This window comes from Azospirillum isscasi (assembly GCF_030849505.1).
In the GTDB taxonomy this organism is placed as follows: Bacteria; Pseudomonadota; Alphaproteobacteria; order Azospirillales; family Azospirillaceae; genus Azospirillum; species Azospirillum isscasi.
Window position 1 is genome coordinate 1 of the sequence record NZ_JAUJFI010000133.1, and the last position, 16050, is coordinate 16050.

Here is a 16050-nt window from a genome sequence, read left to right on the forward strand (position 1 = left end):
GGCGCTGAACGGCGTGCGCAGCGCCGCGCGGGCCGAGCCGCCGGCGGATGGGCCGGGCGACAGCCGCGCGACCGCGAAGTCCCGGCTGAAGGCGGCGGTGGAGGAGCGGCGGGAAGCCGACAACGCCGCGCGGTTGCAGTCCGGCGGTCCGCTGACGGATGCCGGCTGACGGATGCCGGTTCACGGATGCCGGGTGGTCCCCGGTGCCATTTGACCCTGTTGAGGAAGACGAAGGAATGACGGCGTTCAAGGTTGGGGATCAGGTGACGATCCACAACAGCCAGACCGGTCCGGAAAAGGCGGCGGTGGTGGAAGCCTTCACCGAAGGCAACCGCTGCATGGTCCTGTCCGATGGCTCCAAATGGCGGGCGGACGGGCAGCGCCAGTGGCGCGTCGGCAGCGGCTACTACAAGGGGCCGGTGGTCGAGCGCACGCGGCCCGGCGACCTGGACATCGTGACCCGGCGCCGCGCCATCGGCGTGATCCGCAAATTCGCCCAGGACCTCAACATGGACAGCCCGCTCGACGCCGCGGCGCTGAAGCGCATCGTCGACCGCATCCAGGAGGAGCAGGCCGCGGCGCCGAAGGACGACGGCGCGGCGTAACCGCCCGGCTCCGGTTTCCCCGCTTCCTCAGAACCTCCCGATTTTCCGAAGCGTCCGGGGCGCGCCTGGACTGCGCCTTGCGCAATCGTGCGAATGCGTATCATTATCGTTGTCGCGCTGCGGCGACGATTCACGCAAACCGCTTTTGGGCTGGGACACATGACGGGCAAAAGGAAAGACGCTGCGACGCTCCCCGGCGGGGAGGAGCCCGACGCCGGCCCCGAACCCAGGAAGGCGGGGGACCGGCTGTCGCGCGGACGGCTGATCGTCGCGCTGGACGCGCTGCTGTCGAAACGGAACGTCACGCTGGCCGCCCGCGATCTGGGGCTCCAGACTTCGGCGCTCAGCCGGCTTCTGGCGCAGATGCGCGAGGAGCTGGGCGACCCCCTGTTCATCCGCTCGGGCCGCGGTCTGGTGCCCACCCCCTTCGCGGAATCGCTGCGCCCGCGGGTGCAGGCGCTCTCCCGTGAGATCGACGCCCTGTTCGGGCCGGCGGCGGAAGGCGCGCCGGTCGACGAGACCTTCGATCCCCGCTGGAACGTGCCGACCGGCATCGACGCGCCGCCGCTTCAGGTCCGGCCCGCCGGTCTGCTGGAAGGGCAGCCGTCCCCGGCGCAGATCGACGCCAAGCTGGAGCGGATCGGGCCGGACGCTCCCGCGCAGGACCGTCTGGCCCGCCACATCGGCGTGCTGGGCATCGCCGGGGGCGGCCATGGGCGCCCCCTGACCGCCGAGGAGGCGGAGGAGGCGATGACCATCATCCTGGCGGGGGAGGCCGATCCGGTGCAGATCGGCGCGCTGCTGGGCATGATGCGCATGCGCGGCTCCACCGCGCCGGAACTGGCCGGGATGGTGCGGGCGATGCGGGCGCACGTCGCCGCCGGGCTGGGCCGGACGATCCAGGCGGACGTGGACTGGCCCTGCTTCACCTCGCCCAACTACCACAACCCGCCCTGGTTCTTCCACGCGGCCCGGCTGGTCTCGCAGGCCGGCCATCGCGTGCTCCTGCACGGCAGCACGGGGTGCAGCGCGGCCTCCGGACGGTACGAGTTCATCGCGCCGACCGTGGGCATCCCGGTCTGCACCAACGCGCGGGAGATCGCGGCGGGGCTGGCGGAGCACCGGATCGCCTATGCGCCGCTGGCCGCCCTGTCCCCGCAGATCTACCGGCTGATCGGGCTGCACCGGCTGACCCAGACCCGCTCCGCCGTGTTCGAGGCCGTGCATCTGCTGAAGCCGGCCAAGGCCAAGACCTCGCTGCTGGGCGCGGCGAAGCCGACCTACCGGGAACTGCACCGCGACGCCGCCCGCATCCTGGGCTGGAAGCACATGGCGGTGCTGGGCAGCGTGCGCGACGTGGCCCAGTTCACGCCCTTCCGCCCGACCTCCATCCACCGTCTGGTCCATGGCGAGGCGGAGGATCTCGTGCTGCCCGCCTGCATGGCGGAGCCGCCGCCCACGCCGCGCCCGCGCGGCACCAGCCTGGAATACTGGCAGGGGGTGTGGACCGGCGCGGTGCGCGACGCGCGGGCGGAGCGCATCATCGTCGGCACCGCGGCCTTCGCCCTGTTCGCCCTTCCCGGCGCCACCGGACCGGACTTCGCCGACGCCCTGCGGCTGGCCGAACAGCTCTGGAAGGCCCGCCTCGGGCAGGCCGCAATGGCGGTGCGGATTCCATCCTGACGTAGAAAGGACGCCGCTCCAGCGGCGATCCTCATATTGAGAATAGTTCTTATTATCGGCGTTGCTGCTTTGCAACACTCCCGCCGCCGGATGGCCCGCCGCCGCCTTCGAGAGTCTCTGAACAGGTTTTGTAAGTTGCCGAAATGAAAAGAGAAATCATGCTTTCTCCGGAGCCCGCGAGGGCCGCCGGAACGGGTGCCGTGGGTCTTCGCCAAACAGCATATCCCTGCATGCGACGTGCGCGAACGATGGTGATTTTGCAATTTAGAATTATTCTGAATGATCGGCGTTGAAGGGTCCGCCTCCCCGATTGGTAGATACCCGCCGCTGATCGGCGCATCCGCCACGACGAATTTCGGGAGAGCTTAATGTTGCAATCGAATGTCCCCGACCGCCTCCGACCCATCATCGCCGGCGCCGCCGCGACGGCGGGGCTGGCGATGTCCTTCTCCACCCTGGCGACGGTGGCGCAGGCGCAGACGGCCGGTTCGGGTGCGGGGACCGCGCCGGGTGCGGCGGCGGGTGACGCCACCGTCCTCGACCCGGTCCGGGTCGGCGCCGACCGCCCGGCGGACACCGGCAACGTGAACGCCAAGCCCACCGGCATCTCCCGCCTGCCCGACACGGTCAAGGACACGCCCCGCGTCGTCAACGTCGTCCCGGAAGAGATCATCGAGCAGCAGAAGGCCACCACGCTGGAGCAGGTCCTGCGCAACGTCCCCGGCGTCACCATCTCGACCGGCGAGGGCAACGGCGGCCAGAACGGCGACCAGTTCCGCATCCGCGGCCTGACCGCCCGCGGCGACATCTACACCGACGGCCTGAAGGATTTCGGCGTCTACACCCACGACGTCTTCAACACCGAGTCCGTGCAGGTCTTCAAGGGCCCGTCGGGCAACGGCTTCGGCGTCGGCAACTCCGGCGGCGTCATCAACCAGGGCACCAAGAAGGCCGGGCTCGAGAAGCGCTACAACGTCGAGCAGTCGGTGGGCAGCGGCCCCGTCTACCGCACCACGGTCGACGTGAACCAGCCGATCAACGAGACGACCGCCCTGCGTTTCAACGGCCTGTACCACGACCAGGACGTCGCCGACCGCGACGAGGTCGAGGCCAAGCGCAAGGGCTTCGCCGCCGATCTGGGCGTGGGGCTGGGCACCCCGACGACCTGGCACCTGAACTACTCCTACCTGAACGGCGAGAAGACGCCGGACATGGGTCAGCCCATGATCCGCGGGCGCGACGGCGTCATCCGCCCGGCGCCGGAGTTCGGGCTCGACCGCTCCACCTCCTACGTCCGCAACCTGGACCGCGACGACACCGACAACCATATCGTCACCTCGACCCTGACCCACGAGGTCAGCAAGGCCCTGTCGTTCTACAACGACAGCCGCTACAGCCATTACGAGCGCGACTTCGTTTCCACGGCCCCCGCGGCGCTCACCGCTGCCAACAACACCATCTTCCTGAACGGCGGCAACCCGGTGATCGGCTACGGCGCCGGCGGCGGCATGGCCTTCAAGCAGAAGGGCTGGGGCGTCCAGAACGTCGCGGGCGTGAAGGCGGAGGGCAATTTCCTCGGCCTCTACCACAAGGTGAACGGCGGGCTGGACCTGAACTATCAGAAGGACGAGCGGCGCGGCGGCACCTGGGTCAACCGCACCAACACCCAGACCATCCGCAACCCGAGCCACAACTACCCGGCCAACGCCTTCCTCACCTACCCGGCAACCGGCCTGCGTGAGTCGAGCGTCGCCAACACCGGCCTGTTCATCACCGACCGCGTGTGGCTGTTCGACCAGCTTTCGGTGCAGGGCGGGCTGCGTTGGGACTACTTCCGCACCACCTTCCGGTCCGCCGACCCGGCGGTGATCGGCGGCAACGAGACCACCCGCACGCTCAGCCCGTCCGCCAGCCTGATCTACGAGCCGACCAAGGACGTGTCGCTGTACGTCTCCTACGCGCGCTCCAACAAGCCGATCGGCGTGGACATCGCCGCGCAGGTCACCAACGGCACGGCGGAGACGCCGCGCGCCGGGCGCGACTTCGATCCGGAAAAGACCGACCTGTACGAGATCGGCGGCAAGGCCGACTTCTTCGCCGGTCGCCTGGGCCTGAACGGCGCCCTGTTCCAGATCGAGAAGAGCAACACCTATTCGGTCGATCCGGCCACCGGCACGGTCACCGACGGCTTCTCCGAAGCCGGTCTCGGCACCCGCATCCGCGGCTTCGAGGCCGGGGTGAGTGGCAAGGTGGTCGAGGGCTGGAGCGTCTACGCCAGCTACGCCTACCTCGACGGCGAGATCAAGGAGTCGCGGACCAACACGGGGGTCGTCGGCAACGAGGCCCCGAACGTTCCGAAGCACAACGCGAGCCTGTGGACGACCTACGAGTTCGGCGCCGGCTTCGTGCCCGGCAAGTTCCTGGTCGGCGGCGGCATCCAGTACGCTTCGGAATACTGGGCCGACAGCGCCAACACCGCCCGCGTGCCGGACACGGTCTCGCTGGACAGCGTGGTGTCCTATGAGATCAACAACCTGTCCCTGGCGCTCAACGCCTACAACCTGACCGACCACCGCAACTACGCTTCGGCCTTCAACGCCTCGCGTGCGGTGCCCGCGGCGGGCCGCACCTTCATGCTGACCGCCGGCGTCACCTTCTGATCCCGGCCAGGCCGGACCGCGTTCCCGGACCATCCTCCGGGGACCGGTCCGGCCTCTTTCCATGGATAAGGAACTCTCCCCGTGCTTCTGCAAATCCCCGACGTGCTGACCGCCGACGAAGTCGCCCACTGCCGCGCGGTGCTGGAGGCGTCGCCCTGGGTGGATGGCCGCGTCACCGCGGGTTCCCAGGCGGTGCAGGCCAAGAACAACCTGCAGATCCCGGAGGAGAGCGACATCGCCCGCGAGCTGGGCGTGGTCATCCTGAGAGCGCTGGCCCGCAACCCGGCCTTCAATTCCGCGGCCCTGCCGCTGCGCGTCCTGCCGCCCATGTTCAACCGCTACGACCTGGACATGACCTACGGCAACCATGTGGACAACGCCATCCGGGCCATTCCGGGCACCGGCGGCATGCGCATGCGGGCCGACGTCTCCACCACGATCTTCCTGAGCGACCCGGACGAGTATGACGGTGGCGATCTGGTCGTCGAGGACACCTACGGCACCAAGGGCGTGAAGCTGCCGGCGGGGCACGGGGTGGTCTATCCGTCCAGCAGCCTGCACCGGGTGACCCCGGTGACGCGCGGCTCGCGCTGGGCCTCCTTCTTCTTCACGCAGTCGCTGGTCAAGGACGACGGGCTGCGGGCGATGCTCTACGACCTGGACGTGGCGATCATCGACCTGCGCCAGGAGCTGGGCGACCAGCACCCGTCCGTGCTGTCGCTGGTGAACCACTACCACAACCTGCTGCGGCGCTGGGCCGAGGTGTGATGGAGGGGGGTGCGACAGTCCTTCCCGCGGAGGGGCCGGACATCATCGACGTGCAGCTCGCCCTGGGACAGCAGTGCCTCGACCGCGGCGGGGCGGAGCAGGCGCGGGCGGTGGAGTGGTTCCGCATCGCCGCCCGCAGCGGCGACGCCCGCGCCGTCAACATGCTGGGGCGCTGCCACGAGCACGGCTGGGGCGTGCCCGCCGATCCCGTCCAGGCCGCCGTCTATTACCGCCGGGCCGCCGAGCTTGGCGATGCGTGGGCGCCGTTCAATCTGGCCGACCTGCATTGCCGCGGCGTGGGCGTTCCGGCGGACGACGGCGAAGCCTACCGGCTCTACGCCGACGCCGCCCGCAGGGGCAACGTGAAGGCGCTGAACATGCTGGGCCTGTTCCACGAGGCCGGGCGCGCGGTGGCGGAGGATGGGGCCGGCGCCCGCCGGCTCTTCCAGGCCGCCGCGGAGGGCGGCGACTGCTGGGGCCGCTTCAACCACGCCCGCCTGCTGCTTCAGGACGGGCGGACGGAGGAGGCGCTGGGGTGGTTCGCGCGGGCGCTGGAGACCGGCTTTCCCGACTTCCACCGCGGCATGGCCGCCGCCCTGGCCGACCAGCCCGACCCCCGGCTGCGCGCGCTGGCGCAGAGGGCGGGAATGTTGGCCGGGGACAAATCTTGAGGGGTCCTGCGATGAGCGTTCCTGCCGACACCGTCTCGCTCTACGATTACGAACGCCACTTCACGGCGCGCGTGGACGCGGCGACCCGCGCCTACATCGCGGGGACCGGGGCGGACGGCATCACCCGGCAGGCCAACCGCGACGCCTACGACCGGATGCGCCTGATGCCGCGGGCGCTGCGCGACCTGTCGCAGGCCAGCGCGGCGACGGCGCTGTTCGGGCAGGCGATGCCCTATCCCATCCTGATCGCGCCGATGGCCTTCCACCGGCTGGTCCACCGCGACGGGGAGCGGGCGACCGCGCAGGCGGCCGGGCTGACCGGCACCTGGATGACCGTCAGCACCCAGTCCAGCGTGACGCTGGAGGAGGTCGCGGCGGCGGCGGGCGGGCCGCTGTGGTTCCAGATCTACACCCAGCCGCGCCCGGAGGACACGCTGACCCTGGTGCGGCGGGCGGAGGCCGCGGGCTACCGCGCGCTGGTGCTGACGGTGGACGCGCCGGTCAGCGGCCTGCGCAACATCGAGCAGCGCGCCGGCTTCCGCCTGCCGGACGGCATCGCCCCGGTCAATCTGGCCGGGCTGGCGCCGGACACCTTCACGCCGTCGCGGCCCGGCAGCCCGGTCTTCCAGGGCATGCTGCACGCCGCCGCCACCTGGGACACCGTGCGCCGGCTGTGCGCCGAGACGCGCCTGCCGGTGCTGCTGAAGGGCATCATGAACCCCGAGGACGTGGACCCGGCCATCGAGGCCGGGGCGGCGGGGATCATCGTGTCGAACCATGGCGGGCGGACGCTCGACACGCTGCCCGCGGTGGCGGAGGTTCTGCCGCTGGTCGCCGCCCGCGCGGCGGGCCGCCTGCCGATCCTGGCGGACGGCGGCATCCGGCGCGGCACCGACATTCTGAAGGCCCTCGCGCTGGGCGCCGACGCCGTGCTGGTCGGCCAGCCGGTGCTGCACGCCCTGGCGGTCGGCGGCATGGCGGGGGTGGCCCACATGCTGACCATCCTGCAGACCGAGCTGGAGGTCGCCATGGCGCTGAGCGGGCGGGCGCGGCTGGCCGACATCGACCGTTCGGCGATCTTCGACCCGCCGCGTTATTGAGACGCCTTATTGGTAATAAAGCGCGATGCGCCGGCCGCCGGCCTCCATCACCTGGGCCTCCACCCCGTAGACGTCGCGGATGACCTCCGGGGTGATGATGGCCTCCGGCGGTCCCTGGTGCACCACCCGCCCGTCGCGCATCGCGACGATCCGGTCGGAGTAGCAGGAGGCGAAGTTGATGTCGTGCAGCACCAGCACGACCGTCTTGCCGAACTCGTCCGCGGTGCGGCGGAACAGCTTCATCATCGCCACGGCGTGCTTGACGTCGAGGTTGTTCAGCGGCTCGTCGAGCAGGATGTATTCGGTGTCCTGGCACAGCACCATGGCGATGAAGGCGCGCTGGCGCTGGCCACCCGACAGCTCGTCCAGGAAGCGGCCCGCCAGCGGCTCCAGGTCCAGATAGCGCAGCGCCTTGGCGATGTGCTCGCGGTCGGTGCCGGTCAGGCGGCCCTTGCTGTGCGGGTAGCGCCCGAAGGCGACGAGATCCTCCACCGTCAGGCGCGACATGATGTGGTTGTCCTGCCGCAGGATGGACAGGCGGCGGGCCAGCACGTCGCCGGGGGTGGTGGTCACGTCCATCCCGTCGATCTCCACCGTGCCGGCGCTCATCGGCAGCAGGCGGCTGACGATGGAGAGCAGCGTCGATTTCCCCGCCCCGTTCGCCCCGATCAGCGAGATCACCCCGCCCGCCGGAAGCGACAGCGTCACCCCGTCCACCACGACGGTGCCGTTGTAGGACTTCTTGATGTTCTTGACGTCGATCATCGGGACGATCCCCGCACCAGGATGAACAGGAAGGCGAGACCGCCCACGAACTCGATGACGATGCTGAGCGCCGCGTTGTAGCCGAACACCCGCTCCAGGATCAGTTGCCCCCCGACCAGCGTCAGAATGGCGATCAGCGCCGCGGCGGGCAGGATCACCGCGTGCCGGTGCGACCGGATCACCAGATAGGCGAGGTTGGCGACCAGCAGGCCGAAGAAGGTCACCGGACCGACCAGCGCGGTGGACACCGACACCAGGACGGCGACCATCACCAGCACCGCCATGACCACGCGCCGGTGGTCCACGCCGAGGTTGATCGCGGTGTCGCGCCCCAGCGCCAGCACGTCGAAGGTGCGCATCCACCGCCAGCCGGCCAGCGACACCGCCAGCACCACCAGCGCCGACACGGCCAGCAACTCGCCGTCCACGCGGTTGAAGTTGGCGAACAGCCGGTCCTGCACGGTCAGGAAGGCGTTGGGGTCGATGATGCGCTGAAGGAAGTTGGTCAGGCTGCGGAACAGCACGCCGAACACGATGCCGACCAGCAGCAGCAGGTGCAGGCTCCGCCGGTTGTCCCCGCGCCCGGCGCCATTGAACAGCCACCAGTAGAGCAGGCCGGAGAAGACGACCATCGACGCCACCTCCACGCCGAAGCGCAGGCGCGGGTCCAGCGACGCCACCAGTCCGCTGCCGAACCAGAAGACCAGCCCGGTCTGGATCAGCCGGTAGAGGAAGTCGAACCCCATCACCGAGGGGGTGAGGATGCGGTTGTTCGTGATGGTCTGGAACAGCACGGTCGAGACGGCGACGGCGTAGCCGACCAGCACCATCGCCGCGACCTTGGTGCCGCGGAAGGCCAGGACGAAGTCCCACTTGCCCCGCGCGCCCAGCGTCATGAACAGCGCGATCGACAGCAGGGTGAGCGCCGACAGGACGCCCAGCACCACCGGTGGCGACATAAGGCGGCGGTCAGCCGGCATGGCCGTTCCTCCGCAGCAGCAGATAGAGGAACAGGGCGCTGCCGATCACCCCCATCATGGTCCCGATGGGGATCTCGTAGGGATGGATGACCAGCCGCCCGGCGATGTCGCAGGCCAGCACCAGCCCGGCCCCCATCAGCGCGACCCAGGGCAGGGACCCGCGCATGTTGTCGCCGCGGATCAGGCTGACGATGTTGGGAACGATCAGCCCCAGGAAGGGGATCATGCCGCAGGTCGCGATCACCGCCGCCGTGGTCATCGACACGATGACGAGGCCCAGCGCCATCACCTTGCGGTGGTCGATGCCCAGGTTTGTGGCGACGTCGCGGCCCATCCCGGCGACGGTGAAGCGGTCCGCCGCCAGATAGGCGACGCCGGTCAGCGCGGCGCTGACCCACAGCAGCTCGTAGCGGCCCAGCAGGATGGCCGAGAAGTCCCCCATCTCCCACGCCCGCACCGACTGCATCAGGTCGTGGCGGTAGGCGACGAACTCGGTCAGCGCCGTGATCACCCCGCCCAGCATGAGTCCGACCAGCGGCACCACCAACGGCGAGCGCAGCGGCACCCGGCGCAGGATCGCCAGGAACAGCCCCGTCCCGGCCAGCGCGCAGACGCTCGTCGCCGCCATGCGCCCGATCACCGGGGCCTCCGGAGCGAGCAGCGAAACCATCATCATGCCGAAGATGGCCGATTCCGCGGTCCCGGCGGTGGACGGCTCCACGAAGCGATTGCGCACCAGAATCTGGAGCAGCAGGCCGGACACCGCCATCGCGGCGCCGGCCAGGATCAGCGCCAGCGTCCGGGGCAGGCGGCTGACCAGCAGGACCAGCGCCGCCCGATCCGCCGCACCGTCGCCGAACAGCGTCCCGACGCTCACGTCGCTGACGCCGACGAACAGGCTCCAGCCGGCCAGCAGGCCGATGCCGGCCAGGGCGAGCGGGAAGGGCTTCACGGCGGGGGGCATCAGGACTTCTTGGACAGGACCGCCGTCAGGTGATCCACGTCCTTCTGAAAGGACGCCAGCCCGCCGCCGACCACGTACCAGCTCGCACCGTCCAGATAGACGACCTGATTCTTCTGCCAGGCGGCGGTGCGGCGCACGATGTCGTTGTCCAGGAACTGCCGCGCCGGCTTGCCGTCCTGCCCGATGGCGGCGTCGCGGTCGATCACGAACAGCCAGTCCGGGTTGGCCTGAAGGATGAACTCGAAGGAGATGGCCTGCCCGTGGTTGGAGACCTTCAGATTCTCCACGGCGGGGCGGATGCCGAATTCCGAATGCAGGATGCCGAAGCGCGAGCCGACGCCGTAGGCGCTCATCTTGCCGCCGGTGGTCAGCACCATCAGGCCGGTCCCGGCGTCGCCCGCCGTGGCCTTCAGCGCGGCGATGGAGGCACGCAGCCGGTCCACCCGCTGCTTGACCAGGGCGGTCTTGCCGAAGATGCGGCCCAGCGTCTCGGCGTTGGCGATGGAGCTTTCCAGATAGTCGTTCGGATCGACCGTCAGGTCGATGGTCGGCGCGATGCGCGACAGTTCGGCGTATTTCGGGGCGGAGCGGCCCCCCACGACGATCAGGCCGGGTTCGGCGGCGTTCACCGCCTCGTAGTCCGGCTCGAACAGGGTGCCGATCTTCGCGTAGGACGGCCCGTCATACTTGGCGAGGTGCGGCGGCTTCAGGCCCGTGGGCACGCCGGCGACCGCCACGCCCAGCGCGTCCAGCGTGTCGAGCGAGGGCATGTCGAAGACCAGGACGGGGCCGAAGTTCGGCGGAAGCCGGGTTTCTCCCTGCGCGTGCCGCACCGTCATGTCCTGGCTGTGGCCCGGAACGGGCGCCAGGGCGGCGATGCCGAAGGCCGCCGCGGTCATCGCCATGGCGTGGCGTCGGGTCACGTTCATCCTTGAATCTCCTCAACTCTGCCGGGTCGGGCTATGCCGGAAGGGGAGACACTGTGGTCCCGATCGCTCCGCAACGTCAATGCGAATTGCTCGCATTCGCAGTATGCTTGCCGGGCGGGGCTCTGAAGCTGTTATGAAGCCGCCGCAATCGAACCGCATCACCGCACACAGGAAGGGCCATCATGGGACATGCGAGCAGCGTCCGCGTGCCGACCGCCAACGGCAGCCGCTACCTCCAGCAGCTCTGCAAGCACTGGGCGCACAATCTGACCGTGGACTACACGCCGGAGGCGGGGAACGTCGTCTTCCCGCGCAACGCCCGCGGCGCCGACTGGCCGGGCGACGCCACCTTGACGCTCCAGGCCCGGCCGGACGGGCTGGACTGTCGGCTGGACGCCAGCTCCGCGGAGCATCTCGCCGCGCTGAAGGGGGCGCTGGAACGCCATCTCGACCGCTTCGCCTTCCGCGAGGTCCCGCTGGCCTACCCCTGGCAGGACGAACCGGCGGCCTGATGCGGCCCTTCCGGCATCAGGCTGTTTTTGTCACCGGCATGTTTGCCCGCCTCCATGGATTGGCCTTGAACTCACCCGCCCGAATACGGGAAGAACCATCCTGAACGAACAGGGGTGCAGGAGGGTGGGCCATGCCGAACCGCGGCAATGGTGGAACGGGACGTTTTTCCGGCTGGCGTGCCGCCGTGGCCGCCTGCGCCGTTGCGGCGCTGGGGTCATTCGTTCCAGCCGCACAGGCGGCGGAGCTGTCCATCGTCTTCACCTCGACGATGGCCGACATCGAGCCGGTGGAGGGCGAGGGCGGTCTCGCCAACCTCGCCACGCTGCTGCGCACCAAGCGGGCGGAAGGCGGCACCCTGTTCCTGCACGGCGGCGCCTCCCTGGCCGCGGGCGTCCTGTCCACCTTCGACAAGGGCGCCCACATGATCGACCTGCTGAACGAGCTTCAGCCCGACATGATGGCGGTCACCAAGCGCGATCTCGGCTTCGGCAAGGACGAGCTGACCCTGCGCAGCTACGAGGCGCGCTTTCCCTTCGTCAGCGCCACCACCATCGACCGCAACACCGGCAAGGTGATGGAGGGGTTGGAGCCGTGGGTGCTGATCGACACCCCCGTGGGCAAGGTCGGCGTGGTGTCGGCGATCTCGCCGGACCTGACGGTCCAGTACATCGTGCCCGACATCGAGGTGCGTCCCCCCGCCACGATCGCCGCGGAGGCCCGCGCCCTGCGGGCCAAGGGGGCGGACTATGTGGTCGCCATCCTGGACAATTCCCCGGAGGCGCTGGAGGCGCTGCGCAACGAACCGGCCATCGACGCGCTTCTCCAGCTCTCCGCCACCGGCAAGGACGTGCTGGAAACGGACAAGGGCAAGGTCTTCGGCGTCCATGTGAACGTCAAGGGCTCGGCCTTCGTGCTGCGGTTGGACGGGGACGGGAAGGCGCCGCCCACCGTGGCCGGGGCGGACATCGTGCCGCTCGCCGGGCTGCCGCCGGACCCGGCGATGGAAAAGCGGGTCGGCGTCTATCTGGCCCGCCTGTCGGAGTTGCTGGACATCACCATCGGGACGACGGCGACCCCGCTCGACACCCGCCGCGCCGCGGTGCGCAGCGGCGAGAACGCCTTCGCCTCGCTGATCGCCGACGCCATGCGCGGCCACTTCAACACCGACGCGGCCTTCATCAACGGCGGCAACATCCGCGGCAACCGCCAGTACGAGGCGGGGACCGTGCTGACCCGCCGCGACATCCAGCGCGAACTGCCCTTCCGCGACAGCATCATCGCCGTCTCCCTGCCCGGCAAGGCCCTGCGCGAGGCGCTGGAGGTCAGCGCCGCCGGGGTGGACGGCCAGAAGGGCAGCTTCCTGCACCCGTCCAACATGGCGGTGGTCTACGACCTGACGCAGCCGGCGGGCAACCGCGTCGTCTCCGTCACGGTGGGCGGCAAGCCGCTGGACCCGGCGGCCACTTACTCGGTCGCCCTGCCGAACTATCTGGCCCAGGGCGGCGACGGCTACGCCATGCTGAAGGCGGGCGGCGGCACCTCCGCGGCGGGCGGGAAGCTGCTGTGGGAGATCCTGGCCCAGCACCTGACGGACCGGGGAACGGTGTCGCCCCGGATCGACGGGCGGATCACGCTGCGCTGATGGGGGGAGAGCCCACCGCCACCGAGGCCGCCGCCGTGACCGCCGCCGCGCCGGCGCTCCGCGCGCCCTTCCGGGGCGGCGTCGGGCGGCGCGTCGGGCTGGGCCTGCTGGTGATGGTCGGGGTGCTGCTGGGCGTGTCGGGCACCGCGCTCTACGATCTGGCGCAGTTCCGCCACGCCCTGTCGGACCTGTCCACCGGGGCGCTGCCGCGGATCACCACCGGGGCTGTGCTGAACGGCGGACTGCAACAGGTGCTGTCCCAGGCGACCCGGCTGGGTGCGGCGGCCAGCCATCCCGAGCGGCGGGTCACCCTGGCGGAACTGACCGCAAACCTGACGGCGGTCACCCGGTCGGCCCACGCCCTGTCCGGCATCGAGGGCGGCGCGACGCTGGCCGGCGTCCTCGGCACGCTGGTCCCGACCGTGGAGGATCTGGACCGGCTGGTGGCGGAGCGCATCGACGCGGCGGCCCGCGCCGACGAGGCGCTGGACGAGACCCGCCGCCTGTCGGCGGAGGCCGGCGCCCTGGTCGCCGCCGTGCTGCCGGCCCTGCCGCCGGACCGGCTGGGGCCGCTCACCGCCTGGACCAACACGGTCAACCGGGTGCTGAACGAAAGCACCCACGCCGGCAACAGCCGGTTCCAGCGCGAGATCCTGCGCGCGCAGAAGGACGCGGCGGCGGCGCTGTCCGCCCTGCCGGCGCTCCACGCCGGGCTGCCGCCCGATCAGGCGGAGCGGTTCGCCGCCCTGCACCGGCGGCTGGAGACGGCCCTGCTCGGCCCCTCCGGCCTGCTGCCCAGCCTGATGGAGCGGCAGGAGGCCATCGCCCGCAGCAAGGCGCTGACCCATCAGGTGCTGGTGATGGTGGAGGAGGTCGTGAAGATCGCCCACGCGCTGTTCGAGCGGATCAACGCGGCGGCGGCGGGCGAGGCGGGCAGCCTGTCTGAACTGGCCGCGACCCAGAACCGCATCCTGGTCGGGCTGGGGGCGCTGGGCTTCCTGGTGGCGCTGGGCGTGTATCTGTACCTGCGCCGTTTCCTGACCCTGCGTCTGGTCCGGCTGAACGACGCGGTGCTCGACCGGGTGGAGGGGCGGGAGACGCCGCTGCCCGACGGCGGCACCGACGAGATCGCCACCATCTCCCGCTCCATCCGCCATTTCCTGGACGAGATCGCGCGCCGCCAGCAGCAGGTGGAGGAGGCCCGCCGCCGCGCCGAGGAGGCGTCGCGCGCCAAGGGCGATTTCCTGGCGAACATGAGCCACGAGATCCGCACGCCGATGAACGCCATTCTGGGGCTCAGCCATCTCGCCCTGCGCGCCGGTCCGCCGCCGCGCCAGCGCGGCTATCTGACCCGGATACGGGCATCGGCCACGGCGCTTCTGGGCATCATCAACGACATCCTCGACGTCTCGAAGATCGAGGCGGGCATGCTGACGCTGGAGCGCGTGCCCTTCGACCTGCCCGCCGTGCTGGACATGGTGGCCGGCACCGCCGCCCTGTCCGCCGAGGAGAAGGGGCTGGCCCTGCGGATGGAGGTCGCGCCGGATGTACCGACCGCCCTGCTGGGCGACCCGCTGCGGCTGGGGCAGGTGCTTCTCAACCTCGTCAACAACGCCGTGAAGTTCACGGAGAGCGGCGGCGTGGACCTTTCGGTGACCGCCGCACCGCGGGCCGCGGGGGAGACGGAAACCGAGCTGCGCTTCGCCGTGCGCGACACCGGCATCGGCATGACGGCGGAGCAGGCGGCCCGGCTGTTCCAGCCCTTCGCCCAGGCCGACAGCTCCACCACCCGCCGCTATGGCGGGACCGGGCTGGGGCTGGCGATCAGCCAGCGGCTGGCCGTCATGATGGGCGGCGGCATCGCCGTGGACAGCGCGCCCGGCCTGGGCAGCACCTTCCGCTTCACGGTGATGGCCGGCGTGCAGGACGGCGCCGCGAAGACGCTGCCCGCCCTGGCCGATCCGGGGCTTGCGGGGCTGCTGGTGGAGGAGCCGCTGCGCGGCCTGCGCGTGCTGGTCGCCGACGACAACGCCGTGAACCGTCTGGTCGCGCGGGAGCTGCTGGAGGACGCCGGGCTGGCGGTCACCGCCGTGGGCAGCGGCGGGGAGGCGGTGCGGCTGGCGCTGGAGCCGGGGGCGGGCTACGCCGCGCTGCTGACCGACATCCAGATGCCGGACATGGACGGGTTCGAGGTGGCGCGGGCGATCCGCCGCCACAGCGGTCCGGACCGCCTGCCGATCATCGCCATGACCGCCCACGCCCTGGAGGAGGAGCGGCAGCGCTGTCTGGCCGCGGGCATGGACGACCACATCGCCAAGCCGGTGGAGCCGCACCGCCTCGTCGCCGTCCTGAATCGCTGGCTGAAGCCCTCCGCGTCGGCCCGGACCCTGCCGGTTGCCAGGAGCGCGGAAGCGGACGGGGCGCTTCCCCGCACGCTGGAGGGGTTCGACCTCGCCCCGGCGCTGGCGCGGATGAACGGGCGCGCACGCACGCTGCGCCGGGCGATCCTGGATTTCCTCGACCGCTACGGCGACGCGCCGGCCCGGCTGGAGCACATGCGGACGGCGGCGGACTGGCCGGCGATGGAGCGCTTCGCCCACGGTCTGCGCGGCAGCGCCGGGACGGTCGGTGCCATGGCGGCCAGCGAGGCCGCGGCGGCGCTGGAGCGGGCGGCGCGGGAAGGGCGTGCGGAGGCGATCCCGGACCGTCTGGCCGCGCTGACCGCGGCGCTCGGCCCCGCGCTGGCGTCGGCGGAAACGCTGCGCGCGGT

Annotated in this window: 13 protein-coding genes; 9 read left to right on the plus strand and 4 right to left on the minus strand. The window is 70.6% G+C overall.

The annotated features are described in order from the left end of the window. Positions 1 to 236 precede the first annotated feature (236 nt). The 6 genes from QSG27_RS21525 (at position 237) to QSG27_RS21550 (ending at position 7487) form a co-directional block, all read left to right on the plus strand. Complete coding sequence (locus QSG27_RS21525) at positions 237 to 605, plus strand: hypothetical protein (RefSeq protein WP_306709728.1); 369 nt, start codon at positions 237 to 239, stop codon at positions 603 to 605. Positions 606 to 764: 159 nt separating this feature from the next. Continuing rightward, a complete protein-coding gene (locus QSG27_RS21530) occupies positions 765 to 2288 on the plus strand; it encodes a glycosyl transferase family protein (RefSeq protein ID WP_306709730.1) in 1524 nt (507 codons plus the stop codon). A 368-nt stretch (positions 2289 to 2656) separates the two neighbouring features. Continuing rightward, the gene (locus tag QSG27_RS21535) at positions 2657 to 4948 is read left to right on the plus strand and encodes a TonB-dependent receptor (RefSeq protein WP_306709732.1); all 2292 of its coding nucleotides are present in this window, start codon (positions 2657 to 2659) and stop codon (positions 4946 to 4948) included. A gap of 81 nt (positions 4949 to 5029) precedes the next feature. Continuing rightward, positions 5030 to 5716, plus strand: coding sequence for a Fe2+-dependent dioxygenase (locus tag QSG27_RS21540; RefSeq protein ID WP_306709733.1), 687 nt, complete (start codon positions 5030 to 5032; stop codon positions 5714 to 5716). Next, complete coding sequence (locus QSG27_RS21545) at positions 5716 to 6387, plus strand: tetratricopeptide repeat protein (protein ID WP_306709735.1); 672 nt, start codon at positions 5716 to 5718, stop codon at positions 6385 to 6387. Before QSG27_RS21540 ends, QSG27_RS21545 begins: the two co-directional genes overlap by 1 nt. An 11-nt stretch (positions 6388 to 6398) precedes the next feature. Continuing rightward, entirely contained in the window at positions 6399 to 7487 is a 1089-nt protein-coding gene (locus tag QSG27_RS21550) for an alpha-hydroxy acid oxidase (RefSeq protein WP_306709737.1), read from the plus strand. 6 nt (positions 7488 to 7493) lie between these two features. On the opposite strand, the gene QSG27_RS21555 is transcribed toward QSG27_RS21550, so the two are convergent. The 4 genes from QSG27_RS21555 to QSG27_RS21570 are packed head-to-tail and all read right to left on the minus strand — an operon-like array spanning position 7494 to position 11125. Then, a complete protein-coding gene (locus QSG27_RS21555; RefSeq protein ID WP_306709739.1) occupies positions 7494 to 8252 on the minus strand; it encodes an iron ABC transporter ATP-binding protein in 759 nt (252 codons plus the stop codon). Further along, on the minus strand, positions 8249 to 9232 hold the full coding sequence (locus QSG27_RS21560) for an iron chelate uptake ABC transporter family permease subunit (protein ID WP_306709741.1): 984 nt from the start codon (positions 9230 to 9232) through the stop codon (positions 8249 to 8251). Before QSG27_RS21560 ends, QSG27_RS21555 begins: the two co-directional genes overlap by 4 nt. After that, positions 9222 to 10196 carry an ABC transporter permease gene (locus QSG27_RS21565; RefSeq protein WP_306709742.1) on the minus strand — a complete coding sequence of 325 codons (975 nt, stop codon included), beginning with the start codon at positions 10194 to 10196 and terminating at the stop codon, positions 9222 to 9224. The genes QSG27_RS21560 and QSG27_RS21565 overlap by 11 nt, the downstream gene beginning before the upstream one ends. Then, positions 10196 to 11125, minus strand: coding sequence for a siderophore ABC transporter substrate-binding protein (locus QSG27_RS21570; protein ID WP_306709743.1), 930 nt, complete (start codon positions 11123 to 11125; stop codon positions 10196 to 10198). The genes QSG27_RS21565 and QSG27_RS21570 overlap by 1 nt, the downstream gene beginning before the upstream one ends. A gap of 182 nt (positions 11126 to 11307) precedes the next feature. Here QSG27_RS21570 and QSG27_RS21575 point away from each other — a divergent pair, with 182 nt between their 5' ends. From QSG27_RS21575 to QSG27_RS21585, 3 genes are all read left to right on the plus strand, one after another. Then, positions 11308 to 11637: a DUF2218 domain-containing protein gene (locus QSG27_RS21575; protein ID WP_306709745.1), complete on the plus strand. Its 330-nt coding sequence runs from the start codon at positions 11308 to 11310 to the stop codon at positions 11635 to 11637. A gap of 131 nt (positions 11638 to 11768) precedes the next feature. After that, entirely contained in the window at positions 11769 to 13280 is a 1512-nt protein-coding gene (locus QSG27_RS21580; protein ID WP_306709747.1) for a bifunctional metallophosphatase/5'-nucleotidase, read from the plus strand. Next, positions 13280 to 16050: hybrid sensor histidine kinase/response regulator (locus QSG27_RS21585; protein ID WP_306709748.1), on the plus strand; the 2771-nt coding region annotated here is incomplete at its 3' end. The genes QSG27_RS21580 and QSG27_RS21585, both read left to right, overlap by 1 nt.